General features: G+C 68.5%; 35 protein-coding genes. 14 read left to right on the top strand and 21 right to left on the bottom strand.

Features of this window, described 5'->3' with window-relative positions; all coding sequences use genetic code 11:
* The coding region (locus EPN98_RS03660; RefSeq protein WP_293360471.1) for a DUF2239 family protein at nucleotides 1-434 on the top strand (434 nt) is incomplete at its 5' end.
* 4 nt (nucleotides 435-438) lie between these two features.
* Here the strand turns inward: EPN98_RS03660 and EPN98_RS03655 are convergent.
* Entirely contained in the window at nucleotides 439-729 is a 291-nt protein-coding gene (locus EPN98_RS03655) for a hypothetical protein (protein WP_293360469.1), read from the bottom strand.
* A 264-nt stretch (nucleotides 730-993) separates the two neighbouring features.
* Entirely contained in the window at nucleotides 994-1617 is a 624-nt protein-coding gene (locus EPN98_RS03650; RefSeq protein ID WP_293360466.1) for a D-Ala-D-Ala carboxypeptidase family metallohydrolase, read from the bottom strand.
* A 286-nt stretch (nucleotides 1618-1903) separates the two neighbouring features.
* Here EPN98_RS03650 and EPN98_RS03645 point away from each other — a divergent pair, with 286 nt between their 5' ends.
* From EPN98_RS03645 to EPN98_RS03625, 5 genes are all read left to right on the top strand, one after another.
* Nucleotides 1904-2845 (top strand): IS1595 family transposase, encoded by a 942-nt coding sequence (locus EPN98_RS03645; RefSeq protein ID WP_293360464.1) that lies wholly within the window; start codon nucleotides 1904-1906, stop codon nucleotides 2843-2845.
* A 189-nt stretch (nucleotides 2846-3034) separates the two neighbouring features.
* Complete coding sequence (locus EPN98_RS03640) at nucleotides 3035-3247, top strand: DUF1508 domain-containing protein (RefSeq protein WP_293360461.1); 213 nt, start codon at nucleotides 3035-3037, stop codon at nucleotides 3245-3247.
* Between the two features lie 5 nt (nucleotides 3248-3252).
* Nucleotides 3253-3546: a hypothetical protein gene (locus EPN98_RS03635; protein ID WP_293360459.1), complete on the top strand. Its 294-nt coding sequence runs from the start codon at nucleotides 3253-3255 to the stop codon at nucleotides 3544-3546.
* Nucleotides 3547-3647: 101 nt separating this feature from the next.
* Complete coding sequence (locus EPN98_RS03630) at nucleotides 3648-4250, top strand: hypothetical protein (RefSeq protein ID WP_293360456.1); 603 nt, start codon at nucleotides 3648-3650, stop codon at nucleotides 4248-4250.
* Nucleotides 4251-4497: 247 nt separating this feature from the next.
* A complete protein-coding gene (locus EPN98_RS03625) occupies nucleotides 4498-4965 on the top strand; it encodes a hypothetical protein (protein WP_293360454.1) in 468 nt (155 codons plus the stop codon).
* On the opposite strand, the gene EPN98_RS03620 is transcribed toward EPN98_RS03625, so the two are convergent.
* The 8 genes from EPN98_RS03620 to EPN98_RS03585 all read right to left on the bottom strand — a co-directional run bounded on the left by EPN98_RS03620 (nucleotide 4931) and on the right by EPN98_RS03585 (nucleotide 9944).
* Complete coding sequence (locus EPN98_RS03620; RefSeq protein WP_293360451.1) at nucleotides 4931-5716, bottom strand: hypothetical protein; 786 nt, start codon at nucleotides 5714-5716, stop codon at nucleotides 4931-4933. The two genes, EPN98_RS03625 and EPN98_RS03620, sit on opposite strands and share 35 nt — an antisense overlap.
* Nucleotides 5717-6006: 290 nt before the next feature.
* A complete protein-coding gene (locus EPN98_RS03615; RefSeq protein WP_293360448.1) occupies nucleotides 6007-6483 on the bottom strand; it encodes a low affinity iron permease family protein in 477 nt (158 codons plus the stop codon).
* 34 nt (nucleotides 6484-6517) lie between these two features.
* Nucleotides 6518-6907 (bottom strand): BlaI/MecI/CopY family transcriptional regulator, encoded by a 390-nt coding sequence (locus tag EPN98_RS03610; RefSeq protein WP_293360445.1) that lies wholly within the window; start codon nucleotides 6905-6907, stop codon nucleotides 6518-6520.
* Nucleotides 6908-6914: 7 nt separating this feature from the next.
* On the bottom strand, nucleotides 6915-7442 hold the full coding sequence (locus tag EPN98_RS03605; protein ID WP_293360442.1) for a hypothetical protein: 528 nt from the start codon (nucleotides 7440-7442) through the stop codon (nucleotides 6915-6917).
* Nucleotides 7443-7540: 98 nt separating this feature from the next.
* Nucleotides 7541-7798: a GlsB/YeaQ/YmgE family stress response membrane protein gene (locus EPN98_RS03600; RefSeq protein WP_293360439.1), complete on the bottom strand. Its 258-nt coding sequence runs from the start codon at nucleotides 7796-7798 to the stop codon at nucleotides 7541-7543.
* 88 nt (nucleotides 7799-7886) lie between these two features.
* Nucleotides 7887-8009, bottom strand: coding sequence for a hypothetical protein (locus EPN98_RS03595; protein ID WP_293360437.1), 123 nt, complete (start codon nucleotides 8007-8009; stop codon nucleotides 7887-7889).
* Between the two features lie 106 nt (nucleotides 8010-8115).
* Nucleotides 8116-9468, bottom strand: coding sequence for a hypothetical protein (locus EPN98_RS03590; protein ID WP_293360434.1), 1353 nt, complete (start codon nucleotides 9466-9468; stop codon nucleotides 8116-8118).
* Complete coding sequence (locus tag EPN98_RS03585) at nucleotides 9468-9944, bottom strand: hypothetical protein (protein ID WP_293360432.1); 477 nt, start codon at nucleotides 9942-9944, stop codon at nucleotides 9468-9470. The genes EPN98_RS03590 and EPN98_RS03585 overlap by 1 nt, the downstream gene beginning before the upstream one ends.
* 46 nt (nucleotides 9945-9990) lie before the next feature.
* On the opposite strand from EPN98_RS03585, the gene EPN98_RS03580 reads away from it, so the two are divergent.
* Both EPN98_RS03580 and EPN98_RS03575 read left to right on the top strand, forming a co-directional pair.
* The gene (locus EPN98_RS03580; RefSeq protein ID WP_293360429.1) at nucleotides 9991-10272 is read left to right on the top strand and encodes a hypothetical protein; all 282 of its coding nucleotides are present in this window, start codon (nucleotides 9991-9993) and stop codon (nucleotides 10270-10272) included.
* A gap of 112 nt (nucleotides 10273-10384) precedes the next feature.
* Nucleotides 10385-10819 carry a response regulator gene (locus EPN98_RS03575; protein ID WP_293360426.1) on the top strand — a complete coding sequence of 145 codons (435 nt, stop codon included), beginning with the start codon at nucleotides 10385-10387 and terminating at the stop codon, nucleotides 10817-10819.
* A gap of 22 nt (nucleotides 10820-10841) precedes the next feature.
* Here the strand turns inward: EPN98_RS03575 and EPN98_RS03570 are convergent, their stop codons facing one another.
* The 4 genes from EPN98_RS03570 to EPN98_RS03555 form a co-directional block, all read right to left on the bottom strand.
* Nucleotides 10842-11999, bottom strand: a complete 1158-nt coding sequence (locus tag EPN98_RS03570) for an acyl-CoA dehydrogenase family protein (protein ID WP_293360423.1) — start codon at nucleotides 11997-11999, stop codon at nucleotides 10842-10844.
* A gap of 112 nt (nucleotides 12000-12111) precedes the next feature.
* On the bottom strand, nucleotides 12112-13299 hold the full coding sequence (locus EPN98_RS03565; RefSeq protein ID WP_293360420.1) for a serine hydrolase: 1188 nt from the start codon (nucleotides 13297-13299) through the stop codon (nucleotides 12112-12114).
* 194 nt (nucleotides 13300-13493) lie between these two features.
* Entirely contained in the window at nucleotides 13494-13916 is a 423-nt protein-coding gene (locus EPN98_RS03560) for a GFA family protein (RefSeq protein WP_293360417.1), read from the bottom strand.
* Nucleotides 13917-14103: 187 nt separating this feature from the next.
* Nucleotides 14104-14931: a hypothetical protein gene (locus tag EPN98_RS03555; protein WP_293360414.1), complete on the bottom strand. Its 828-nt coding sequence runs from the start codon at nucleotides 14929-14931 to the stop codon at nucleotides 14104-14106.
* Between the two features lie 146 nt (nucleotides 14932-15077).
* Here EPN98_RS03555 and EPN98_RS03550 point away from each other — a divergent pair, with 146 nt between their 5' ends.
* The 3 genes from EPN98_RS03550 to EPN98_RS03540 all read left to right on the top strand — a co-directional run bounded on the left by EPN98_RS03550 (nucleotide 15078) and on the right by EPN98_RS03540 (nucleotide 17591).
* Entirely contained in the window at nucleotides 15078-15641 is a 564-nt protein-coding gene (locus tag EPN98_RS03550) for a PEPxxWA-CTERM sorting domain-containing protein (protein WP_293360411.1), read from the top strand.
* Nucleotides 15642-15777: 136 nt separating this feature from the next.
* Nucleotides 15778-16422, top strand: coding sequence for a glutathione S-transferase family protein (locus EPN98_RS03545; RefSeq protein WP_293360408.1), 645 nt, complete (start codon nucleotides 15778-15780; stop codon nucleotides 16420-16422).
* Nucleotides 16423-16493: 71 nt separating this feature from the next.
* Nucleotides 16494-17591: an asparaginase gene (locus EPN98_RS03540; RefSeq protein WP_293360405.1), complete on the top strand. Its 1098-nt coding sequence runs from the start codon at nucleotides 16494-16496 to the stop codon at nucleotides 17589-17591.
* Between the two features lie 102 nt (nucleotides 17592-17693).
* Here the strand turns inward: EPN98_RS03540 and EPN98_RS03535 are convergent, their stop codons facing one another.
* The 4 genes from EPN98_RS03535 to EPN98_RS03520 all read right to left on the bottom strand — a co-directional run bounded on the left by EPN98_RS03535 (nucleotide 17694) and on the right by EPN98_RS03520 (nucleotide 19760).
* Nucleotides 17694-18677 (bottom strand): peptidyl-alpha-hydroxyglycine alpha-amidating lyase family protein, encoded by a 984-nt coding sequence (locus EPN98_RS03535; RefSeq protein ID WP_293360403.1) that lies wholly within the window; start codon nucleotides 18675-18677, stop codon nucleotides 17694-17696.
* 77 nt (nucleotides 18678-18754) lie between these two features.
* A complete protein-coding gene (locus EPN98_RS03530; protein WP_293360400.1) occupies nucleotides 18755-19348 on the bottom strand; it encodes a hypothetical protein in 594 nt (197 codons plus the stop codon).
* Nucleotides 19345-19542, bottom strand: a complete 198-nt coding sequence (locus EPN98_RS03525; RefSeq protein WP_293360397.1) for a hypothetical protein — start codon at nucleotides 19540-19542, stop codon at nucleotides 19345-19347. Before EPN98_RS03525 ends, EPN98_RS03530 begins: the two co-directional genes overlap by 4 nt.
* Complete coding sequence (locus EPN98_RS03520; RefSeq protein WP_293360395.1) at nucleotides 19539-19760, bottom strand: hypothetical protein; 222 nt, start codon at nucleotides 19758-19760, stop codon at nucleotides 19539-19541. Before EPN98_RS03520 ends, EPN98_RS03525 begins: the two co-directional genes overlap by 4 nt.
* Before the next feature lie 60 nt (nucleotides 19761-19820).
* On the opposite strand from EPN98_RS03520, the gene EPN98_RS03515 reads away from it, so the two are divergent.
* Both EPN98_RS03515 and EPN98_RS03510 read left to right on the top strand, forming a co-directional pair.
* On the top strand, nucleotides 19821-20465 hold the full coding sequence (locus EPN98_RS03515) for a S24 family peptidase (RefSeq protein WP_293360392.1): 645 nt from the start codon (nucleotides 19821-19823) through the stop codon (nucleotides 20463-20465).
* A 56-nt stretch (nucleotides 20466-20521) separates the two neighbouring features.
* Nucleotides 20522-21070: an SOS response-associated peptidase family protein gene (locus tag EPN98_RS03510; protein ID WP_293360390.1), complete on the top strand. Its 549-nt coding sequence runs from the start codon at nucleotides 20522-20524 to the stop codon at nucleotides 21068-21070.
* A gap of 83 nt (nucleotides 21071-21153) precedes the next feature.
* Here EPN98_RS03510 and EPN98_RS03505 read toward each other — a convergent pair whose 3' ends face one another.
* From EPN98_RS03505 to EPN98_RS03495, 3 genes are all read right to left on the bottom strand, one after another.
* Nucleotides 21154-21360 (bottom strand): DUF3126 family protein, encoded by a 207-nt coding sequence (locus EPN98_RS03505; RefSeq protein ID WP_293360389.1) that lies wholly within the window; start codon nucleotides 21358-21360, stop codon nucleotides 21154-21156.
* 62 nt (nucleotides 21361-21422) lie between these two features.
* Nucleotides 21423-22253, bottom strand: a complete 831-nt coding sequence (gene cysE / locus EPN98_RS03500; protein ID WP_293360387.1) for a serine O-acetyltransferase — start codon at nucleotides 22251-22253, stop codon at nucleotides 21423-21425.
* Nucleotides 22254-22284: 31 nt separating this feature from the next.
* Entirely contained in the window at nucleotides 22285-22899 is a 615-nt protein-coding gene (locus EPN98_RS03495; RefSeq protein WP_293360384.1) for an NUDIX hydrolase, read from the bottom strand.
* A gap of 83 nt (nucleotides 22900-22982) precedes the next feature.
* On the opposite strand from EPN98_RS03495, the gene EPN98_RS03490 reads away from it, so the two are divergent.
* On the top strand, nucleotides 22983-23597 hold the full coding sequence (locus EPN98_RS03490) for a nitroreductase (RefSeq protein ID WP_293360381.1): 615 nt from the start codon (nucleotides 22983-22985) through the stop codon (nucleotides 23595-23597).
* Nucleotides 23598-23776: the final 179 nt, after the last annotated feature.

The following is a 23776-nucleotide window of genomic DNA, read 5'->3' as shown; positions in this document are numbered from 1 at the left end:
ACCTACGCCACGGATCGCAGGGCGCGGTGGCGGAGTATCAGGCCCGCACGGCCAGGGAAGACGTCGCCGCCCGTCGTCCGGGACGCGGGCGCCCCAGGCTTGGCGTTGTGGCCCGAGAGGTGACCCTCCTGCCCCGCCACTGGGATTGGCTGTCGCGTCAGCCGGGCGGGGCTTCAGCGGCGCTGCGCCGGCTGGTGGAGGACGCACGGCGAAGCACTGTCACCGTCGAAAGCGCACGCGAGGCTCGGGAAGCGCTGTACCGGGTCATGTCCGCACTCGCGGGCGACCTCCCGGGCTTCGAGGAGGCCACCCGCGCCCTGTTCGCCAACGACCACGCGAGCCTGGATGAGGTGTTCGCGACGTGGCCGTCTGACGTCGCGGCCTACCTCACGAACCTGGCCCGTGGGGTTCGCGCGCCACACGATACGACCTGAACGCCTAGCGCCGACGCCTGCGCGCCTCTTCCTCCAGCGCGTGCTCGGCGTCCAGCGTGTCGACCGCCAGCCGCCGCGCAGAATCGCAGGCCACGATCTGAGCGCCCCGCGCGGCATAGCCCACTTCCAGGTCAGCCTGCGTCGGGACCGGCGGCAGGCGGTGCAGTTCGCAGGGTTGCCGCGCTTCGGTCGGCATCTCTAGCTGCGGCGCAGCCGGCGAGGCCTGGAGCCGCGAGGCACAGCTGGTCGTCGTGAGCGCGCAGGCGAGCAGCGCGAGACGGGGCAAGGGGCGCATGGGCATCCTCCGAGGTCTGAGCATCTTGGGTGATCCGGATGATCGAGCGGGTCGCAGCGACCCGGGTGCGGATCGCGGCGTCCACGCGCGCGGCGCTTTCCCGCTCGCCCCGCGTCTCAAGTCCGGCGATCGTGGCCTGCGCGCGCGCGGCTTCGAGCTTCGGCCTTTCACGCGCCGCGCCCTCGAGGCGGCCCTTCCAGTAAAGCGCGGTGGCGCCGGTCGCTAGGATCGCGGCGCCGATCACGCCTGCCGTCAGCCGCGGCGTCACAGCCGCAGCCCCAGTTCGTAACGGCCGCCAGGCGCCTTGGTCATCACCTGCCGCCGCAGTCTGGGATCGAACGACAGGTGGACCCACGATCCTTCTTCGATCAGTTGGTCGAAAGCGAGGCTCGAGCCGGCGACAGCCCGACAGACGTCGACCGGCGCGCCAAATCCGTAGCAGTTGAAGTCGACCGCATGCCCGGTCAGATGCGCCGAGGTCCGCGCGCCGCCGACGGCCCGATTCAGCTCCGGACATCGATAGCCGCTGGAGACCGAGATCACGCGATCTCCCAGGATCCGGCGCACCTCTTCCATGCGCGCGGCTGTGGTGCGCAGCGTGGCCACCACCTCAGGCGGCGGCCGGTTGTCGATCTCGCGATGCTGCGTAGCCGTGAGCTCTTCCAGCCTCGCATCATTCACGACCTGACGGATGAAGGCGGGCAAACGATTGATCGTCAGGCATGGGCGACCCTCCAGATCCCGCTCGCGCCGCACCCGCTCGGGCCATTGCTCGCCCAGGCGGGCGAACCTCAGGTCGTCCTGCGCCTCGCGCCGGTTCTCCGCCTCGGCGTCCGCCGCCAGCTGAAAGGCCTCACGGGCCTCCTCCAGAATATCGTCGTCAGACAATGGCTTGGCCCCATGCGTTAAGGCCCGCGACGGGCCAGGCCCGGCGGGTGAAGGCGGCGCCGAAGCGCCGCATCGAATGTCACTGAAGCAGACCGCCCGTCCCTCAGGCCGGCGCGTCCGCACCGATCAGTCCCAGGCCGCCGCCCCCTGGGCCGCCCCGCCGCATCCACCTCCGGACGCACTGATCAACTCTGACAGAACTCTCTCAAATTCGCGCGCAAATGGGCACTTATATACTTGATGGAACAAGCCTGACGGTGTAGAAAATGGGGCGAAGGACAAGCCCATGAATCTCACCGACAAAATCTTCCACGACGACGAAGCCGCCCGCCTTCACCTTGAAGCGCAGCGCTGGCCCGATGGCGCGTACTGCCCTCACTGCGGCGAGGCTGAGAAGGTCACGGAACTGAAGGGCGCTTCCACGCGCCCCGGCACGTACATCTGCAAGTCATGCCGCACGAAGTTCACGGTCACGGTCGGCACGGTGTTCGAGCGCTCGCACATCGGTCTGGCGAAGTGGATGCTCGCGTTTCGGCTCATGGCGTCGGCCAAGAAGGGCGTCTCGGCGCACCAGCTGCACCGCTCGCTGGGCATCACCTACAAGTCGGCTTGGTTCATGGCGCACCGCATCCGCGAAGCGATGAACATGCCCGCTGAAGGTGGCCTCGGTGGCGAAGGCAAGGTCGTGGAAGCCGACGAAACCTACATGGGCGGCAAGGAGAAGAATAAGCACCGCAACAAGCGTGCGGCGAAGATGGACGTGTTCGGTGGCAAGCAAGCCGTGCTGACGCTGGTCGAGCGTGACGGCCACGCCCGTTCGTTCCATGTGCCCCGCGTCACCGCGAAGACCCTTCGCCCCATCATCGTGCAGAACGTCAGCCGCGCTTCGCACCTGATGACCGATGGCGCCCGCATGTACCCCAAGGTGGGCAAGGAATTCGCCGCTCACTCGTCGGTCGATCACGCCGCTGGCGAGTACGTCCGCGCGGGCTTCCATCACTCCAACACGGTCGAGAACTACTTCTCGATCCTGAAGCGCGGTGTGTACGGCGTGTACCACCACGTCAGCGAAGCCCACCTGAACCGCTACCTCAGCGAGTTCGACTTTCGCTACAACACCCGCGCCGATCTGGGCTTCACCGATGCCATGCGCGCCGACGCGATGCTGAAGGCCGCGACCGGTAAGCGCCTGACCTATCGGCGGACTGGTGAAGCCGCGCACGCGTAAGCAGAAGGCGCGAAAGCTTCAGTCGAAGCGAAGGCAGGCGAAGGCGCAATCTCGCCCCTGAAGCTTGCATTTGCCATCGCCGCAACCTTGGCAGTAGCTTCGCCCTGCGACGTCGCGACGACGTCGAGAGAGTAGCGGGAGCCGTCCAGCGTGTAGTCGAAGGACCAGCACCGCTCAGGGGGGATCATCATGGCGACACGTCCGTTTCCTTCGTTCCTGATCTACATCGACGGCGCCGGCGAGTATCGGTGGCACTACCAAGCGTCGAACACGAAGATCATCGCCGACAGCGGCGAGGGCTATAAGCGGCGAGAAGACTGCGAGCGGGGCATCGAGATCATGCAGCAGTCCGCCAACGCTGAGGTTTGGGAAACTCAAGCCGTCACTGATAGGCGACGGTAGCCAGAGTGGCAGACGAGCACGACGGCTTCCTGAAGTCGCTGGACGAGATGGGCGAGGAGCAAGTTAAGCGCATTCTCGCCCGTGGCGCTTGGAACGAGCGCCGGACGAAGTGGGCTCAGGGTTGGCTAGATGCCCTCAATGACACCCGCAGCGAGCGCTCCAACCGCGAAAGCTTGGCAATTGCTCGGAGCGCGAAGAATGCCGCATGGGCCGCCGCAATAGCGGCGATTATCGCCATTCCCATCGCTATCGGCGCCATCGTCATTTCGTATCTCGCTTGGACTTCGCCGCACCCTTAGCGGTCGGCTTGTGCGGCTTCGGCGGCATCTTCAGTGCGTTCGCGATGCCGCGGTCAAAGCGCTCTTGAGCGCCAGGTTCTTCCTTGGGGGGCTTATCGGTCATGGCGGACAAAACCTTAGATGACCACGACGGCGAGTTCTACAAAACCTATGGGCGGGCGATGGCGGCCTGGGTCGAGCTAGAACGCAGCCTCGGCTCCATCCTTGTAGTTGTTGGCGGCCTGACACCTGAAGTAGCGGGCGCCGTCTACTATTCCGCCAACAGTTTCCGGTCGCGAGCCGCGATGCTCCGGGCCTGCGTACCGTTCGCTAAGACCATCCCGGCCGGTCGAGATTTCCTCACCGGCATCATCAATCGCGCCGTGGCCTACAGCGACACCCGCAACACGCTCGCCCACGAGCGGCACATGATGAACCTATTCGACACCCGCCTCACAGAAGAAGAAGACCCCGACTTTGTGTTCCAAATCTCTATCGGCACAAACGCTCAACGCTTGTCGCACAAGGGAATTAGAAACGCAGCGCTGAACTTCTTCTATCTTAACCAAGTCATTGTCGTCTGCCTCGGTCAGGCGAAGCCTGTACGAGAACCTGAACTAGCTCTCGCACTGCTAGATCTAATGCCCCGCGATCCGGTCGCGCGGGTAGCAGACCTGAAAAAAGCAAGCCTTCTGTCAGCAGAGATCGAACGCTCTCCGCGCTGAGGCGGACTTCGCCCGCCAGTTCGATCCTGTTGGCCTCTTCGGCCATCTCCTGTCCTCAACATCTGAGGGCAGTTATTTCCTTTTCAGAACACCGGCCTGTCACGCGGGGCAGTTTGTAGGCCGTTTCGATTCGTGTTCCAACAAGTATATAACTGCCCGCAAATGTCAAGAACAAATCACGAACATTGTTCGTGGCGCCGAGGCCCGAGGTTCGCTATTCTGCGGCCGCATCACACGGATCCGTCACATGCGGCTCACGGCCCTTGCCCTGGTGATTTCACTCTGCGCCGCGGACCCCAGCGCGGCGGAGCCTGCGTCGCATCGCGCACCTTTCGCGGAGCCGCTACCGGCGATTCCCAAGAACACGCCATACCCCGAAGCCCGCGGACGCCTCATCCTCTCGGGCGTCGATCCCGTCCCCGTCGAACCGCGGCCCGGCCACCTGGCGCCCTGCCCCTACGACACGCTGTTCTGCCAGACCTACAAGGAGATAGTGGCGTGCGGCGTGGGGGGCTGGATGCAGCACTGCATGTTTCTGTTCCGTCGGCGGTCCGACGGGCAGCTGCTGATCGTCCATACGTCTGGCGAAGACAACACGTCGGTCTTTCCCGCCGACTTTCGCGGCATCCGCGTCAACGGGATCGAGAAGGCCACGCTCGACGACATCCCCTATGACGCCGTCATCGCCAGCGGCGCGCGTAAGGATCGGCGTTGAACGTCGTTATGCGCTCCTGGGCTTCCAGCCGGCTCTTCGCCAAGACCCTCTGCATGTCTTGGGTCGTCATTCCGAGCGGCTGATCGTGCCTAGACTTCCCGGTACTGGGCTCCGGGATGGACGACCACTTCGGCGCGATGCGCGCTTGGAACGTCGGCCCGTCGATCTTCCCCGTTAGGAAGTCGCCATATCCCTTCTCGGCGAGGATCTCGCGCGCCATCATGTCCTGGACGCCGGCTGTGAAGCGATCTGTTTCTTTCAGTCCCAGTTTGACCCTCAGCCGCTCGGCCTCGCCTTGGAGGAACTGGTACTTGCCGACGGCGGAGCTGCGCAGATCGGCCCCGGCTTGACGGCGCAGCATCTCCTTCTGAAGCGCCGCGACCTCGCGAAACGTCATGTCCGTGAGCTTCTTGGAGCCTTCTGGCACAAAGGCCCCGAAGCCGTAGGTCACGTCATAGCTCGGCGTACGACCCTTCTGCTCTCCGATCCCGATCTGGTCGAGGAGCGTCCCCGCGCCCAGATCCCGGGCGGCGTCCCGCTTCGAATACGTCGCAGGCGCAGCGACCGGCTTCGCACCTACCGCCCGTTGCGCACGAACACGCTGCCACTCCGCCGACGGCATCCCATCATTCAGCACCCAGGTCGGCGCGGCGGGATCGATGCCGCCATTGGGGTCGCCGCTCCCGACCTGCAGACCTCGACGCTTCTGCCATTCGTCCCTCGGCAAGTCGTCGTCGAGAAATGTCGCCATCCCGTCCTCCAAGGTCTCAGATCATCGCGGAGCTCGGCCAACTCGACCTGCCGGCGAAGCGTCAGGAAGAAGCCCGCGCGGGCCAGGCCCGGCGGGTGAAGGCGGCTCCATACGCCGCATCGAATGTCACTGAACCAGACCGCCCGCCCTCAGGCCGGCGCGGCCGCACCGATCAGTCCCGGGCCGCCGCCCCCTGGGCCGCCCCGCCGCATCCACCTCCGGACGCACTGATCAACTCTGACAGAACTCTCTCAAATTCGCGCGCAAATGTCAAGAACAAACCACGAACATCAAGACGTCTTCCGCCGCGCTCGCGCGCGCGTTCTGTTCGACTTCCCCCGCGCCGTCGGCGGGGGCGACTTGGCGCCCCGCGCGGCGACGACCTTCTTGACGTGTTCGTGCGCGTCCGCATGCGCCCGGGCGCGGGCCTCGCACTTGCGCTGCAGGGTCTCGAGCTGCTTGTCGGTCATCTTCTCGATGCCGACAAAGGCGTCTTCAGCATCGGACGTCAGGATCAGGTCGTCCAGCTTCGCCTGGATCGCCAGGCTGTCCCGGTTCTGGGTGTTCTGGATCAGGAACACCATCAGGAAGGTCACGATGGTCGTGCCGGTGTTGATCACGAGTTGCCAGGTCTCTGAGAACTTGAACACCGGCCCCGTCGCGGCCCACGCCAGCACCAGCGCGACGCAGATGGCGAAGGTCAGTGGCCGGCCGGCGGCGTGGGCCACGAGGTTTGCGAGTCGCGTGAAGGTCTTCTCGAGGTTCATGACCTCAGAACGCGCGATCCGCGGAATGGCGCCGCTAGTCGTCTTCGTCGGCGTCCAGATCCGCCACCAGCCGCCGCAGCCGCGCCAGGTCGTCGGGCGACGGTCGTCGCTCGTGGGTGACATGGGCCACCATCGCCGCCACCTGGCCGCCGAACAGCCGATCGACCACGCCCTGGCTCTCGGCCGTCAGCCAGGCGTCACGCGTCAGCTGCGCCGAATACGAAGCCCCGCCGCCGGGCGCCCGGGTCGAGGCCAGCGCGCCCTTCAGCATCAGCCGGTGGATCAGCGTACGGCAGGTGCTCTCGCTCCAACCCGTCTGGGGCAGGACGGCGCCCAGCAGGTCGGCGGCGGAAAGTCCATCGGACCCCGCCGCCCAGACCGTCTCCATCACCCGCATTTCCGCTTCGGTGATGCGCATGGCCATGGCGTCTTTAAGCCGCCGCTCCGCGGATCCGCGCTTCGAGGTGGCGCTCGCACAGCACCCCCACCGTGGTGGCCAGCAGGCCAAGCATGAGCGCCAGCGCCGCCTCGGCCCAGCCCGGCGCCAATACGCCGATGCTTGGCGTCGGGCGCACGTTGGCGAGACCGACGAAGCCGGCGAACAGCACGTAGCTCGCCCCCAGCGCCCCCAGCGGCGCTCCGCCCGACCGGACGATTCTCAGCCGGCCCAGCGCGCCGGCCAACGCCCGGGCGTCGCCCTTGCCCACCTTCGGCAAGCTGAGGCCCCAGATCACCAGCGACGACAGGGCCGCCGCGATCAGCAGAGCGAGGATCACCTGCACCTCCAGCGAGGCGTCAGCGAACACGCCGCCCAACGTCAATCGCTCCGCGGGGGGTACGAGGGTCAGCCCGTCCTCCGCGCAGCCGGCGCATTTCGCCGCTTCCTGCGCCTGGGCGGCGCCCGTCGCCAGCGCGACGGCGCAGCCCAGGACCAGGGTCTTCAGGTTCAGACGCTGCATCGGTCGATCTCCTTTTTTACAGCTGTAGCATTCATATTGCTACAGCTGTAATTTTCAGAGTCAACCGCCTTGCTATGGCGTCTGGCAACCCGCGCGGATCAGGCCGACCGGCGACGGAAGAACCCGACGATGAACAGCAGCAGGATCGCACCCACCGTAGCGACGAGCAGGCTCGGGATGAGACCGGAGCCCGTGCCGATGCCCAGGGTCGTGGCGAGGAAGCTGCCCAGGAACGCGCCGACCACGCCGACCAGCAGGTTCGTGAGCAGCCCGTGGTTCCGCCGCATCACCTTTTCCGCGATGAACCCGGCCAGAATGCCGATGATGATCGCGCCGATTATTCCAACACCACTCATGGGGATCTCCTCCTGCTTCGAGAGCCCTCCCCCAACACGGAGCGGGGCCGTAGGTTGCATCGGAAGATCGCGATGAAAGCCGGCGTGGTCAGTACGATCGCGGCCCTGACAGCATCAAGCGCATGTAGAGGACGGCGCCGATCGCGACGCCCACGCTCGTCAACGGCCGCGCCTCGACCAGCAGCAGCAGTTCGTGAATGAAATTCGGCATTCGCCTTAACCCTGCGAGCGCCCCCGACACCCCCTTGTGCGCCCGCCATGCCTAACGCGCCTTCAACCCAGGTCGTTAACGTCGCGCGCCCTCCCGCCGCAGGCCGCTAGCCCATCCAGGACAACCCGCCGCCATGGGCCCGCCGCGTCGCCCGCGGCTCGCCCTCGCCGCCTGCGCCGCGGCCCGCGCCCAGGCGATTGAGCGCGAACTCGCCGAACGCGTCCGCGCCATGGCTGGCGTGGTCGTGCAGCGGCCCGCCATAGGTCATGGTCGCCCGGCTCCAACGCTTGCGATAGGCGCGCAGACGCTCCAACCCCTGCGCGCATCGCTCGGCGTCGAACCAGCACATGGGGATCATCAGCCGCGCCGCGTTCACCCGCTCCTCGGGGTCGGCCGCCGCCCCGACCACGATCCGCGACAACCCCAGCGACCCCAGCGTCTCGTACCGCGACCGTCCCGTCGCCAGCTCGCGCACCATCACATCATGCGGCAGATGATGGCTGCCCCACGTATAGGGCCGGGCCGCGATGGCCTGGCGCACGATCTGGTCCAGCCCCTGGCCGTTGGTTTCGAAGTAGTCGACCACGCGAACCTCGCGCCCCGCCTGCTGGAAGAACCAGATGGCCGTGTAGTCGTCGATCCCCAGGTCCCACGCGGTGTCGACGCGAAGCGACGGGTCCACTGGCACGCGCCCGATTCGCCCGGCGCGTTCGGCCTCCCCCAGCGCGCTGGCGTAGTAGGCGCCGGGCGCCGCGGCGTCGAAATCCACCAGATACTCCGACGCGAACCGCGCGTGCCCCTCTTCCTCCGACCCCAGCTCGGCCACCAGCTCGGCCTTCTCGATAGCCAGCTGGCCCGGGGTGAACACGCCTGTCTCGGTGGCCGGAGACTTCTGGCAGAACCAGTTTGCGCGCTGCCGTCGCGCCTCGAAGGCCCGCGTTGCGTGGTTCCGCCCCCGCGGCGTCCACAGGAACAGCGCCCACCCGTCGTTCTCCAGCAGCATCGGTCGCAAATGTGACCAGGCGTCCGGCTTGGCCAGCGCCCATTCGGACAGCACCACGCCCGCCACCGAAGCGCCCACCAGTCTGTCGTAGTTGTCCGAACCGGCCACCTGCCATGTCGAGCCGTTGCCCAGCTCCACCATCATGTCGCTGTCCTTGAACCGCGGCTGCATGATCGACGGGAACGCTTCCTCGATCCGGCGTCGCCCCGTGTGCGGATTGACCGCGTCCCAGATCGCCCTCCGGCCCTGGTTGGCCTCGGGCAACAGGTGCCAGTAGCCGCCCACCCGATCCTGCGCCGCCCAGGCGGCCCAGTGCAGCGCCACCTCATCCTTGCCCCAGCGCCGATGGGCCACGACGTCGGCGCGCTTTACGCCTCCCACCAAGGCGTCCCACAGGTCTGCCTGGTGCGGCCGCGGCTCCCAGTCGATCGGCAGGGTCACCTCGACCTTCGCCATCAGACCTCGCCTTCCGGCTTGATTTCGCGGACACAGACCCGGCCGTCTGGACCGACCACCTTCTCGAACCGCCTGACGCTGAACACGACCTCGATCGGCTCGGCCCTGCGGAGGCCGGCGCCCCGACCACCCCACCGCTCGGGGGCCAGCACAGCCGCGCGATGCACCAATGTGTCCACCTCCAGCTTCGCCTTGCGGACGGTCTCCTCGGTCGCCTGCTCGGCGACCTCCAGGGCCCGGTCACCGCACACTTCCGCGCCAAAGGCCCGGGCTGCATCGGTCGCCTCGGCGAACTCGGGATACCGGCGCCGCCACTCATAGAGGCTGGAATGACTGGGCCGCCCCCGGCCCTGCGTGACCTCGTTGTAGGTCATGCCGCTCGCCAGATCCTCGCACACGAGCCGCACCACGTTCGGCCCGTACTTCACCCGCCGCTTCGATTTCGGGGCCGGCAGCCCTCGTCCAACCTTTGCCACTACGGTTCTCCTTGCATCACCTTCTATGTTCGTCTTTTGTTCCGTCATGACACCTCGCCCGCCCCGCCTGCGCCGCTACCTCAGCGACCGCGATGTCGCGCGCATCCAGGCCATGGCCCTGTCTGTCAGCGAGACCTTCCAGCCTGAAATCCTCGAAGACCTCGACGCCCCGATCCGCGTCGGCGCCTGCCTGCCCGGCCAGGAACGGCACACGGGCGCCCAGGTCGTCGTGCCCTGGCGCGGCCGCATCATCCTGGGCTGGCGTCTCAGCGCCGGCGCCCGCGAGCGCCGCCGCCGCGCCAGACGCTACGGCGGGACATCGGCCTGACTGCCCTCGGAACCGGCCCGCGCCATGACGCATTCCCTCCCCCGCGTGGCGTAGCCGGAGCTGCGCGCAGCGACCGCCGCCATCCGCGCGGCGCCTGAAACGAGCGTTCGTGATGTCTATTCCCGCGCGTCCCTTGCGGGGCTATCGGGCCTTGATCGTCGAAGACGACGGGCTGTTCGCCTTGGCGATGACCGAAATGCTGGCCGACCTGGGTTGCGTGATCGTCGATGTCGCGCCGGGCCTTGCACGCGCACTGGCGGCGGCCGAGTTCCATGAGCTCGACTTGGCCGTTGTCGACGTCAACCTGGGCGACGAGAAGGCCTTCCGCGTCGCCCATATGCTCATGGCTCGCGAGGTGCCGTTCGTCTTCGCCACGGGCGCCGGCCGAACGGCCATCCCGCCCGGGTTCGGCGACGTCCCCTCCCTCGCCAAACCTTTCACGGCCCACCAACTCGAGACCGCCCTCGTCGCCCTGGTCCGAAATGACGCTGATCGCGACGACTCACGAGCCGGGCACGCTCCAGATTCCAAGGTGGCGCGGTGCTGACGAGGCGGGCCGCCCGCCCAGGTCAGAACCCGGCGGTATTTGTCGGCAGGTCCAGGTAAAGCCGGCCGGCCGTCTCCATCACGTTCGGCGAAACCATGAAGTGCTGGGTGGCGACGTGAATGTCCCGCAGCCGGCGCTGCAGCGACGAGGCCGCATAGACCGAGGTCCCGCCCGCCAGCGTGTACATGGCGTCCACCACCGCCCGCGCCTCGGTCACCGCATGCGCCACCGCCAGGCGCATGTCGCGGCTGTGCGACACGTCCACCGGTCCCGGCTCCTGCGCCGCCGTCCAGCCGGCGTCGATGGTCTCGTAGAAGAACGCCCGCGCCGACCTCAGCCTGGCCTCGGCCCGCGCCACCTCCAGCTGCGTGTGCGGCCGCTCAGCCAATGGGGCCGACGAGCCGCCGCGGCGCTTCTCCTTCACCACCCGGACTGCCTCGTCGATCGCCGCGCGTCCGATGCCCAGCGCCACCGCGCCGATCCCCTGCGCCAGCGGCGAGAAGGGCGGGAAGCGATAGAGCGGAATGTCCGGCGGCGCCTTCACCTGCACGCCCGCCGCGAACCGCTCCTCGACGAAGACGTCGCGCACTTCGAACGCCGTGCTCCCCGTCCCCTTCAGGCCGAAGGCGTCCCAGGTATCCAGCGAGGTCACCTGGTCGCGGCGGAAGAACAGCATGTGGTTGCGCGGCGTCCCGGCCGAGTTGGTCACGGGCTGACCGTCCTCGTAGATCGCACAGCCGCCGCCGATCCAGTCGGCGTTGGGCGAGCCCGAGCCCCAGTCCCACCGGCCCGTCACCCGGAAGCCGCCCGGCGCCCGCTCGGCGCGGCCGTTCGCGGCGAAGACGCCCGTGGCCAGCGCATCGGGGCGGCTCATGATGGCCGCCACCGCCTCGTCCGACAGCCGCCCGAACGCCAGGCTCGTGGTGATGGCGATGAACGTCACCCAGGCGCAGGCCGAGTCCCCTGTGGCGATCGCCTCCACGACCTCGGCGCCCAGCCGCGGCGAAACCTCGTACCCCCCGAACGGCGCCCGCACGTACAGCCGGTAGAACCCCGCCTCCCCCATCGCCTTCGAGACATCCGCCGGAATTCGTCCGGCCGCCTCGATCTCGGCGCTGCGCGGCGCGACCTCACCGGCGAAGGCCCGGGCGCGGGCGAGCAGTTCAGACGGTTCGGTCATGAGCCAGGTTCCGTGGCGCGGGGTGTCAGTTCGTCGACCTTAGCGCCCGTCCGGCCAAAGCCGAACAGGGGTGTCGGCTCGGGCCTGAGGCCGCAAGCTCTCCCTGCCCGCCTTACGACGCCGCCTCCGTCCGCAACGCGCGCACCAGGGTCCGCAGCAACGCCACGGTCTCGGCCTCGGCCTCCGCGTCGCTCGGCTGCCGCCACGCGCTTTGGATCACGACCACCACCCGCTCGGTCGGGTTGATGTAGATCCGCTGTCCGAACGCCCCCAGGGCCAGGAACGCGCCGGCGTGGAGGCCGTCCGCGAACGGCGCCCCCGGCAGCGCCCACCAGTGGTAGCCGTAACCCGCCGGACTGCCGGCCATCAGCCGACCGAACGCCGTCGCCCCACAATCGGGCTGGCCGGCAAGGTCGCGCCAGCCGGTCGGCAGGACCTGACGGCCGCCCCACGCCTTGCCGTCCTCCAGCACCAGCAGGCCGAAGCGGCCGATGTCACGCAGTCGGGCGCTGACCCCAAAGCCGCCCAGCTCCAGGCCCTCGTCGGACTCCAACTGCCAAAGCCCGTCCGCCTCCATGCCCGCCGGCCCCCAGACGGTCTCCGCGAAATAGTCGGCCAGCGGGCGGCCTATGGCGGCCCGGACCATGGCCCCGAGCAGCACGCTGTCCCCGGTCGCGTAGTTGAACACCGCGCCCTGCGGCGCAGCCCGCGGCAAGGTGCGCAGCAGATCCAGAATGGCCTCTGGCCGCCGGTCGGCCATCGCCCGGCCCAGGCGCCCCAGGTCGGGTCCATCGGAACCGGGCCCCTCGTCCCAGGCCACGCCCGAGGCCATCCGCAGGATGTTGCGCAGCGTCACGCCCTCGTAGGCCGACCCTCGCAACTGCGGCAGATAGCGGTCGCATGTGTCGTCCAGGCTGCCGATCGCGCCGTCGTGCAGCGCCGCGCCGACCAGCGTCGCCGTCATCGACTTCGCCGTCGAAAAGCTCGCCCATCGGCTCTCCGGGCCGCTGCCCATGCCGTAGCGCTCCAGCGCGATCTCGCCGTTCTTCATGATCAGAAACCCGGCCGTGCGCCGCCGCGCCATGAAGTCGTCGAGGCCCACCATCGCCTGCCCGACCGCATAGGCCGGCTCCGCGAGCGGCCGCGCGTGCGGCGGCAGCGGCCGCGCCGCGCCGCCCCGCCGGATCACCCGGTGCGGCCAGATCTGGTCCTGGTTGCGAAACGTCGCTGCCTGGTTCTCAGGCGTCGTCCTCATGATGTTTGAAGCCGCCAGCTCCGGATTGGCCGCACCCACGCTCATCGAAATCCCTCCCGTCGCGAGCGGCCAGATCGCGCCGGATGAAGGCCCCTTCAACGCAAGTTAAGTTGGCTTGCCGAGGTCGCTTCCGGCTGGCACGGTTGAGCCCTGGTCGTCCCTCAACTCCCCGCGAAGCGGCGGCAGGGGGACCGACAGCCGACCCAGGCGATGCCCCTCTACCGACGTTCCGCCGACCCTCAGCCCGGCCTGACCGGCTGGCTTTGGTCCGACAGACGCACCATCCCCTCGGGAAACTCCATCCATTCCGCCTGCTCGTCACACCAGACGACGACCTGCGGCGGCGGAAATCTGGGATCGGCAAAGGCTCCGACCGGGATCCCGATGACATCTGGCATCGCGTCAAGGTGGGTGACGATGGTCGAGCCGCAGTTCGGACAGAAGGACGTTCTGACCTGGCCTCCGGAAGACCCCACCCTCTCGAAACTGGAGAGCTCGCCGCGACGGGAGGCGATCTGCTCCACATTCCAGCGCGACGCGACCGAAAACACGCTTCCGGACCGTCGTTGGCAGCAGGTGCAGTTGCACGCCGTCACCAGCACCGGCTCGCCGGTGACCGTGACGCTGGCTTGGCCGCACAGACATGTCGCGGTGCGCTGCATCGTCGGACCTCCGCTTCCGGCTGTATCAGCGCCCGAGCTGACGTTCGATGGCCACTCTTCACGACACGGCCTCGCCGGGCGCATTGGGCCCGGCCGGTTGCCAGTTCGATCGATCAGGGGCCCTCGTCGGCGGTGCGGGCGTCCGCCCGGCCAAACCCCAGACGTGCGGCGGGAGCCCCCTGCGCGCTCAGGCCAACGCAGCGACGGCAGCCGCCGCCGCTGCGGCGAAGATGGCCGCGTAAAAGCGCTCGGCGTCCTCCGAGAGCTCGGGCGCGACGATGAGCTTGCGGCCTTCGCGGCGAAGCAGGCCCTGGGCCTCCCCGTCGATGAGCAGCTGAATGACGTGGGCGCGCGAACAATGGCTCGCCCGCGCCAGCGCCGAGTGGGTGACCTCGCAGTCATCCAGGAGCCGTTGGCGGTCGGGGCGCTGGCGGCTGATCAGGTCTTCCAGCATTCGCCCGCCGCCGTCGCGGCCATGGAACAGCCACAGCGGCCGTTCGATGGGGAACAGGTCGGCGCGCTCGACCACGATTTTCCCGAGACCTCGCGACACGCGTTGGTAGAACGCCTCGTCCTCCATGCGGTCGAGCGCCGGGGCGACAGCGGGCCAAAAGCTTGCCGCGGCCTCGAGGGTCACCCTCAGAATGAGCTTCATGGTCGCCCGAAATCGCGGCGACGTGGTCAGCACCGTATCCGGAGCAAGGGGCCCGGGGGGCGCGAGGATCAGGTCGTTGGCGATGGCCCGCTGCAGGTAGGCGCGCACACGGCCGCGACTGACCTCGCCGCCGGTGACCGGCCGAGAGGCCATCAGGGCGGCAGGGGTCAGACGGCCTTGCCCCTCAAGGACCGATATTGCGCCCGAGATCGAAGAGCGTCCCATGTCGCTGACCATCCAGCGCTCGATCAAGGGACGGGCGCGGTAGCCGTCGAGATTGGCGGCCGCATAGGTCTCGACGGCGGTACGAAAACGCGGTCGCGCGCGAAGGGCCGCGACCTCCTGCACTGTGATGTCCATACGCCGCCGAACCCGTCGTGCGCCGGGACGCGTGTCAAGGGAGGCGGCGTCCCGCATGTGTCATTTTTCTACAGTTGAGCGCGTGAAGGCCCCGGGCGATGGGTCCGCAAGGCGCGCAAAGCGCCGGTGAACTGGGGTGCAACAACATGACGCTTCGATACCTGGGCCGCCTGGCGGCAGGCCTCCTTCTGTCGGTGACGCTGGCAGGTTCGGCGAACGCGACTGTCCGCTATGCGTTCGACTTCTTTGATCTTTTCAGCTTCGATGGTCCTTCGCGTTCTTTCGCCGATTTCAGCCTGGTGCTGGAGACGCCGGACTACATCACGGTCACCGGCATGAGCCCGCTGGCGGGAGATCCCCTGCCGACGTCGCTTGGCTACAGCGTCCAGAACGCGGGAACCAACAAAATTGGCGGGTTCGGGTTCTCCAACGCCGGCGGATCCATCGCGGACGGAAGCGCCGTATACTCCAGCAGCACGTTCGTCTTCATGCCCAACACGTTCTCCACCGACTACATCCGAACCCCGGGTGTCTTCGCCGGGACGGTTTTCGGCAGCAGCAGCGGCTTCTTCTCCGGGAAGGCCCGGTTGACCGTCACCGACACCCTGGCCGTACCCGAGCCGGCGAGGTGGGCCGTGATGATCCTGGGCCTCGGCGTCGCCGGCGTGATGCTGCGCCGTCGAAGCGCCCCGCTCCAAGGCGCCGCCTGATCCATTGGCCTCTGGCCAAGACCCGGCCGCCACGTCTGGCAGCATCGCGTGTTGCCGCACGCGCAACCCCCGACCGGTTGCATTTTCGTACCAGTAAGGCAGGCTCCTGCGCCTCAGTCGCGTAGGAGCCGCCCCCATGATCACCGTCTTCGGCGAAGGCCGCGGGTTTCGGGTCGTCTGGCTGCTGGAGGAGATGGGCCTGCCCTATCGCCTCCGCCCGGTCGACATGCTGGCCGGCGTCGAGAACGATTCCGAGTTCCTGGCCATCAACCCGTCCGGCTTCATTCCCGCGCTCCGTGACGGCGAGACGACCATGGTCGAGTCCATCGCCATCATGGAATACCTGATGGCCCGCTACGGCCCCACGCCGCTGGCGCCCGCCCCGCACGACCCCGCCTTCCCCGCCTACCAGCAGTTCCTGCACCTGGGCGAAGCGGGCCTCGCCGCCTCCACCTTCTTCGTGATCGTCACCAACATGCTCGCGCCCGAGGCTGAGCGCGACAACTGGACGGCCCGCAAGGCGCAGTCCACCTTCGAGAGCCGCCGCCGCCTCGTGGCCCGCCAGCTCGCCCACGCGCCCTACATGGCGGGCGAGGCGTTCTCCGCGGCCGATATCTCCGTCACCTACGCCCTGCAACTGGCCCAGCGCACCGGCAACGCCGTCCTGACCGGCCTCGAACAGGCCTACGTCGCCCGCACCACAGATCGCGATGGCTACCGGCGCGCCATGGATGCCTGCGAGGCCACCAAAGCCTGGGTCGCCGGACTGGCAGGCGGCTGACGGGCCAGCGCCGCGCGAGACATTCCGGGCGCGATCCCCTACAGCCGCCTGAGGGGTTCAAGGGGGCGCCAATGCCGAAACCTGTCGCCGCACTGGCTGTGGTCTGTCTGCTCGCGGCCGCCGCCGGGGCCCAGGCCCAGACGCCGCCTGTTCCGGCGCCGACCGTCCCGCCAACCAAGACCGTCCGCCTGCTTGCCACGGGCGGCACGATCGCCGGCGCGGGCCAAGGGCCGGGCGCCAGCTATCGGGCCGGTGTTGTGCCCATCGGCGACATCCTGCGCGCGGTTCCGGGCCTGGGCGACGTGGCCAACGTCACCGCCGAGCAGATCGCCAACGTCGGCAGCTACGACGTCGACGAGGCCATATGGCGGAAGCTCCTGGACCGCATCCAGGTCGCGCTCGCCGATCCGCAGGTCTCGGGCGTCATCATCACCCATGGCACCGACACCCTGGAGGAGACCGCCTACTTCCTCAGTCTCGCGACGCCCTCGACCAAGCCCGTCGTCGTGGTCGGATCGATGCGCCCGGGAACCGCCGTGTCGGCCGACGGCCCCCAGAACCTGCTCGACGCCGTGCGCGTCGCCACCGCCGACGACGCGCGCAACCGCGGCGCGATGGTGGTCATGAACGACACGATCTTCGACCCGCGCTCGGTCACCAAGTTCGACGTGCGGCGCGTGAACGCCTTCGCGGCCCCTAGCCGCGGCCCGATCGGCGACGTGCTCACCGAACGCCCGCGCTTCTTCGCCCAAGCCGAGCCCCATGACGCGGCGCTCCCGGTCAAGGGCGACACCCTGCCCCGCGTCGCGATCGCCTACGGCTATGCCGGCGTTCGGGCGGAAGACATCCGCGCCGCCGCGTCCGGCGCCCGGGCCCTGGTAATCGCAGGTGTCGGCGCCGGATCCCTCTCGGCCGGGGCGCGCCAGGCGGTCAAGGAGCTCACCGCCGCCGGCATCCCCGTCGTCCGCACCGCCCGGCAGGGGGTCGGCGACATCTGGTACAACCCGGCCGCGACGGGCGACCTGAGCGACGACGCCCTGGGCACGATCGCAGGCCGCGAGCTCACGCCCGCAAAGGCCCGCATCCTCCTGATGCTCGCGCTGCAAACACCCCGGAGCCGCAACGACCTGCAAGCCCTCTTCGACCGCTACGGCGTCGCCGGCCCCTGACGTCCTGACGAGCCGAGGCTCTCCGGACGCACTGATCAACTCTGACAGAACTCTCTCAAATTCGCGCGCGAATGTCAAGAACAAAATAAGAACAACATCGCCCTACCGCGCCGGCTCGAACTTCTGGACGCGCTGCCCGGTGATATCCACGACGTAGAGCGCACCGTTAGCGTCCACCGCCAGGTCGTGCGCCATCCGGAACTGACCGTCTTGATTGCCGAACCGGCCCAGGCGCTGCCGCACGCGTCCCTCGGCGTCCAGGATCGCCACGCCCGAGCGATCCGGCCCGCTTGCCGGCTGCTCCCCGCCGTCGGCGATCGCGACGCCGCCGTCGGCCAGGACCGCCACCGAATAGGGTCGCCCGGCCTCGGGCCCCTTGAGCTGCCGCAGGAAACGGCCCTCCCCGTCGAACACCTGGACCCGATCGTTCTGCCGATCGGCCACATACACCTGGCCCTTCGCGTCCACCGCAATCGCGTGCGGCGTGTTGAACTGGCCCTCGCCCCTGCCCGGCCGCCCCCATTGGGACAGGAATCGGCCGTCGGCGGCGAACTTCGCGACCCGGGTGTTGCGATAGCCGTCGCTCACCAGGAATGATCCGTCGGGCAACACCGCGACGTCGGTCGGTCGGTTGAAGTGGCCCGCATCGGCCCCCGCGACCCCACGCTCGCCCAGCGTCATCAGCAGCGTTCCGTCGGGACTGAACTTGAAGAGCTGCTGCAGCGCCACGTCGGTCAGCCACACGTTGTCCTGTGCGTCCACGCTCAGCCCATGAGGCATCGCAAACGCGCCGGCGCCCCACTCTCTCAGGAAGCGGCCCGTCGCCGCGTCGAACACCGCCACCGTCGGCGCCTTGATCGCATCCAGCGGCAGCGGCTCGGACCAGGTGCGGCCGGCCCGGTGGAAGACCAGAACTTCGCCCTTCGAATTGACCCCGACGCCCGCCGCGGAACCCAGGATCCGGCCTTCCGGCAGCACCGGCCAGCCGTGCACCACCCGGTAGGCCGACGGCGTTTGGGCCCTTGCCGGCGCGACCGCCAGCAAGGCGATCGCGCCGATCAGCGCCAGTCCCATCCTGATGGTCATTCGACTTACCCCTCTCGGGGGCGACTCTAGCGGCGTCCACGCTGTCAGCAACCGGCGCCGCCGGTCGGCCGAACGCCTCAGCTCATCGCCAGCAACTCCAGGGCCACCTTCAGAACCGCTTCCAGTCGCCCGGCGTCACGCTCGCCTCCTGCCGCCTCTCGCGGTGTCTGCTCCTCGCCGCAGATCGCGTCGCAGGCCGCCACCAGGTCGGGGTGCCCCGAGAGCCTCCGACGGAACTCCGCCAGCCGCCTGCGCGCCGCGTCGGTCGCCTCGCCGTGCGCCAGCACATCCTCCAGCGCCGGCGGCACGAAGGGCCCGCGCACCCGCACATCCAGGGTCGAGGGGATGGACTTCTCCAGCTTCACACGTCGGTAGACCCAGCCATAGCGCTCGCCCGCCGCCTTGGCCTCCTCGCTGATGCGCCCCTTGGCCGCCAGCCAGTCCAGTCCGTTCAGCCGCCTGTAAGGCGTGTCGCGCGGGGCACGGCGGCCCGGCTCGGGCCCGACCACGGCCGCACCCCGGGCTCGCGACAGCGCCACCGTCTCGGCGACGCCATCGGCCACCGCCGCCGACTCGGCCCGCGCCCTGGCCTGCTGTTCCAGCCGGACCAGCCGGTTGCGCGCCGCCCGCTGCGCCTTGAGCGTCGGGTCCTTCGCCTTGCGATCCCTCATCGCGCCAGCCCTCGCGCCACCACCGCGTCGGCCAGCCGGTAGACCGCTTCCGAGGCCTCGGCCTCGCCTTCGATGACCACCAGGCCGGCGGCCGAGTGGGCCAGCAGCTCGCGCAGGAACCGCCCCCGCTCCCCGGGCTTGCGCCGGCTGAGCTCGCCCGCCACCACCGCCGCGGCGTCCTGGGCCCCGCTCATCGCTTCAGCACCGGGAAGCCGCCCGCCGCCAGCGCCGCCTTCACGTGCCGCGCGTGCCGCGCGAACCGTGGCCGCACGGCGTCGGGGTCGCGCCGGAGAAACGACGCCTCCAGCACCAACCCACGTCCGGAACTGACGCCCAGTTCTGCGCAGGCTCGCCCCTGGGAAGCCCCGCCGCAACGGAGCACGGAATAGTTGAGAACTTCGATGTTCGCCATACGTGCTGTATATTTTCTACACCTTCTTGAGTCAAGTGGGTCAGCATGTAATCTACAGTCATGGACGGTCGCGCCGAACGGCTCAGGCAGGCCCGCATCGACAGGGGCTTCGAAACCGCCGCCGCGGCGGCGGATGCGCACGGCTGGAGCCGCAACACCTTCGCCTCGAACGAGAACGGCAACGCGCCCTTCTCCTATCGCCGCGCCAAGGAATACGCGGCCGCCTTCGGGGTCAGCGCCGAATGGCTCTACGACGCCGCCGGTGCGATGGCGCCCACGACGCCCGTGGGGTTCGTGCCTGTGATCGGCCAGGTGGGCGCCAATCCTGACGGCACGGTCCTCTACGCCCTGGGCCAGGATCCCGCCGAGCTCACACCCGTGCCCCCGGGCGGCACCGACCGCGCCCGCGCCCTCAAGGTGGTGGGCCATTCGATGCGCGGCCTGGCCGACGACGGCGCTCTGATTTACTTCGAGGACCAGCGCACCGCGCCGACCCCCGACATGCTGGGCCAGGTGGTGATCGTCGAGACCGATACCGACGAGGTGCTGGTCAAGCGCCTGCTCCGCGGCTCCCGCGCCGGCGTCTACGATCTCGAGAGCGTCGCAGGCCCCATGCGGCGCGACGCCAGGCTGCGCTGGGCGGCCCACATCACCGCCATCATCCCACCCTTCCAGGCGCGCCGGATCATCCGCGGCGCGGCCTGACCGCATATTTCCTACGGCGCTTGGCGCCGGGTCTTCTGTAGATTTATTGTCAACCCATGTGCAACGAATACGCCCAGGAGCGGTCGCTCGACGAGCTGCTCAAGGAGTTCGCCCAGCTGGACCTGTCGCTGGCCTGGGACGGCGGCGCGCCCAACATGGAGCCGCGCCCCTCGATCCGCCCTACCGACCCCAGCTTCATCGTCACCGGGCGTGACGGCGGGGCCCACCTGCAGCAGATGCGATGGGGTTTTCCAGGCCCCCGCGGGCCCATCATCAATTTCCGCTCGGACGACCGCAGCTTTGCAAAGGGGCGTTGCCTGGTCCCGATCGACGCCTTCTTCGAGTTCACGGGCCCCAAGGCGCCCAAGTCGAAATGGCGGTTCACCCCGGCCGGCCAGCCGTTCCTGGGCGTGGCCGGACTGATCCGCGACGACCGCTTCACCCTGCTCACCTGCCCGCCCGGACCCGACATCGCGCCCTACCACGACCGCCAGATCGTGATCCTGCCGCGTGAGCACTGGGCCCAGTGGCTGGACACGACCCAGCCGGCGCCGCCGATCCGGCCGGCGCCCGCAGGCACGCTGGAGGTCGTTCAGATCCGCTAGAGCCTCTCCGATCAGGTTGGCTCAACCTGATGGGGCCGAGAGGCTCGCCGCTTCAAGTCGTGAGCGCTTTGCGCTCTGGGCGGCTACGGCAGGTCTTCGGCCAGGATCGACATGTTGAAGACGTACGAACCGTCGCCGTCCTCGTCCTCGAACACCACGCCGATGAACTCCTCGCCGACGTAGACCTCGGCGCTGTCCTTCTGCTTCGGACGGGGCATCAGCGTGATCCGCGCGTTGGCGAAGGTCCCGCGCAGATGGCCTTCGATCTTGCGGATAGCTCTTTCGTCCACGCGAACGCTCCTCGAGGTCAGTTTCGGCGCGAACCTACAGAAACCCGCGCGGCGGCGAAACCTCAGATGACGTAGTCGTACACAGCCTCGGCCAGGGTGTGGTCCATGCTGCGCGCCGGCTCCTCGCAGGTCGGGCAGTTCACGAGGCGCGCGGGCACGCCTGCCGCCGTGCAGCCCGCCGGCACGTCCTTCAGCACCACTGAGCCCGACGCGACCTTCGCGTAGTCGCCGATCTTGATGTTGCCCAGCACCTTCGCGCCGGCGCCCAGCAGCACGCCCTTGCCCACTTTCGGGTGGCGATCGCCCTGCTCCGCGCCTGTGCCGCCCAGGGTGACGCCCTGCAGCATCGAGACATCGTCGCCGATCACCGCGGTTTCGCCGATCACGATGCCGGTGCCGTGGTCGACGAACACGCCGCGGCCGATGCGCGTGGCCGGATTGATATCGACCTGGAACAGCTCGCTGCTGCGGCTCTGCAGATAGAACGCCAGCGTCTGGCGGCCCTCGCCATAGAGCCAGTGTGCGACCCGATGGGTCTGCAGCGCCAGGAAGCCCTTGAAGAAGAGGAAAGGCTGGACATAGCCCTTGCAGGCCGGGTCGCGCTCGAACACCGCCTTGAGGTCCGCCTCGGCGATCTCCACCAGCGACGGGTCGCCGTCATAGGCTTCCTCGATGGTGTCGCGCAGGCTCATGGCCCGCAGCTCCTGATCGCCCAGCTTGCGCGCCAGCTGATAGCTCAGCGCATCTCCCAGGGTGTCGTGATTGAGGATCACGGCGGCCAGCAGGCTGGCCAGGGCCGCCTCGTTCTTGGCGGCGGCGTACGCCTCGTTACGAAGCGCGGCCCAAACGGGCGGCGGCGCTTTGGGGTTCACCACCTCCAGGCGCTGGCTCATCAGTTCCTCCCGACCCATAGGGTCATCTCCCTCAGCCCAATATGGCGCGCGCAAGCGCAGGCGCCAAATGCCCTTCCCTCGCCATATGGGAGACCTTCAGCAGCATCGCCACTGTCAGTACGTCCTTCAGGTCGCCGGAAAGGGCGGCGTCCAGGGCCTCGCCGAACGGAACGCGGACCTTCTCCAGCGACTCGGTGTCGTCGGCATGGTGGACCTCGTCCGCGATCGACAGCCCGGTCGCCAGGTAGCCGAAGGCGCGCTCGTCGCTCACCGAGTTCGAAAGCTCCACCTGCAGGATCTCGCGCCACTCTGCCGCCTGTAGCCCGGTCTCCTCGGCCAGTTCTCGCCGAGCGCTCTCGAGCGGGTCGGCGTCCAGGGCGCCGCCGCCCTCGGGTATCTCCCAACTGTAGTCGCCCAGCGGAAAGCGGTGCTGGCCCACCAGGAGTGTCGTGCCGTCGTCGAACAGCGGCAGAATCGCCACGGCGTAGTTCTTGAAGCTCACGAGGCCATACGTGGCCGGATTGCCGGTGGGCGCCGTCGCCGCATACTGGGTGACCGAGATCCAGGGGTTGTCGAACACCGGCGTCGCGGCGCCCCGAATCCAGGGCCTCCCGTGCGACCGGAGCCAGGCCGGCTTGCCACCCATCTTGGCTCCCTCGCCTTGCGGTTCGCGTGTCCGCCCCCATAAAGAAGGGCTCGTATCGGTATCCTTAAACGCCGGGACCCCCATTGCCCTACAGTCTCCCGTCCCCGCCGTCGTTCGGCGACGCTCTCCCGTTCGCCGCGGCGCCCCAGGTGCTCGAATTCCTGGCGCTGCGGCGCTCGACGTCGGCCGTCACACTGGCCGCGCCAGCCCCCAGCGAGACCCAGCTCGCCGACCTTCTGCGCCTGGCCGCGCGCGTGCCCGACCATGGCAAGCTGGCCCCCTGGCGCTTCGTGATCCTGGACGGCGACGGCAAGGCCGACCTGGTCCAGAGCCTGGAGCAGCTCGCCGGTCGCAAGGGCGACCCGCAACTGGCCGCCAAGCTGATTAAGCTGCGCACCCCGCCCATGGCCGTGGTGGTGATTTCGTCGCCCCGCCCTGGTGCGTCGATCCCGGAGTGGGAGCAGATTTTGTCGGCCGGCGCCGTCTGCACCAACCTGCTGTACGCCGCGCTCGCCATGGGCTTCGGCGCCAACTGGATCACCGACTGGTACAGCTACGACGCCGAGGCCTGCGAGATCCTGGGCGTGAAGGAAGGCGAACGCGTGGCCGGCGTCATGCTGCTGGGGACTCCCCGCGAACCCCCGTTGGAGCGTGAACGCCCGGGACTCACCCCGCTCGTCACCCGCTGGACGGCCTGAGCTCCGCCTCCAACGTCATCCTCAGAAACACGTCATCCTCAGAAACACGGCGGCCGGGCGACGCGTCGCGCCGTCCGGCCTGAGGTGACACGCCCGAGGAGAGATTGGGCAAGTCAGGTATAGGCCTCTCCCCAGCTTTTGGGAAGCCCGCAGGGGCGCGGTTGCAGCAGTCGCCGCCG

The organism is Phenylobacterium sp., from assembly GCF_004299445.1.
Taxonomy (GTDB): domain Bacteria; phylum Pseudomonadota; class Alphaproteobacteria; order Caulobacterales; family Caulobacteraceae; genus Phenylobacterium.
Note: the sequence above shows the minus strand (reverse complement) of the source record. Positions and strands in the feature narration are given on the sequence as shown.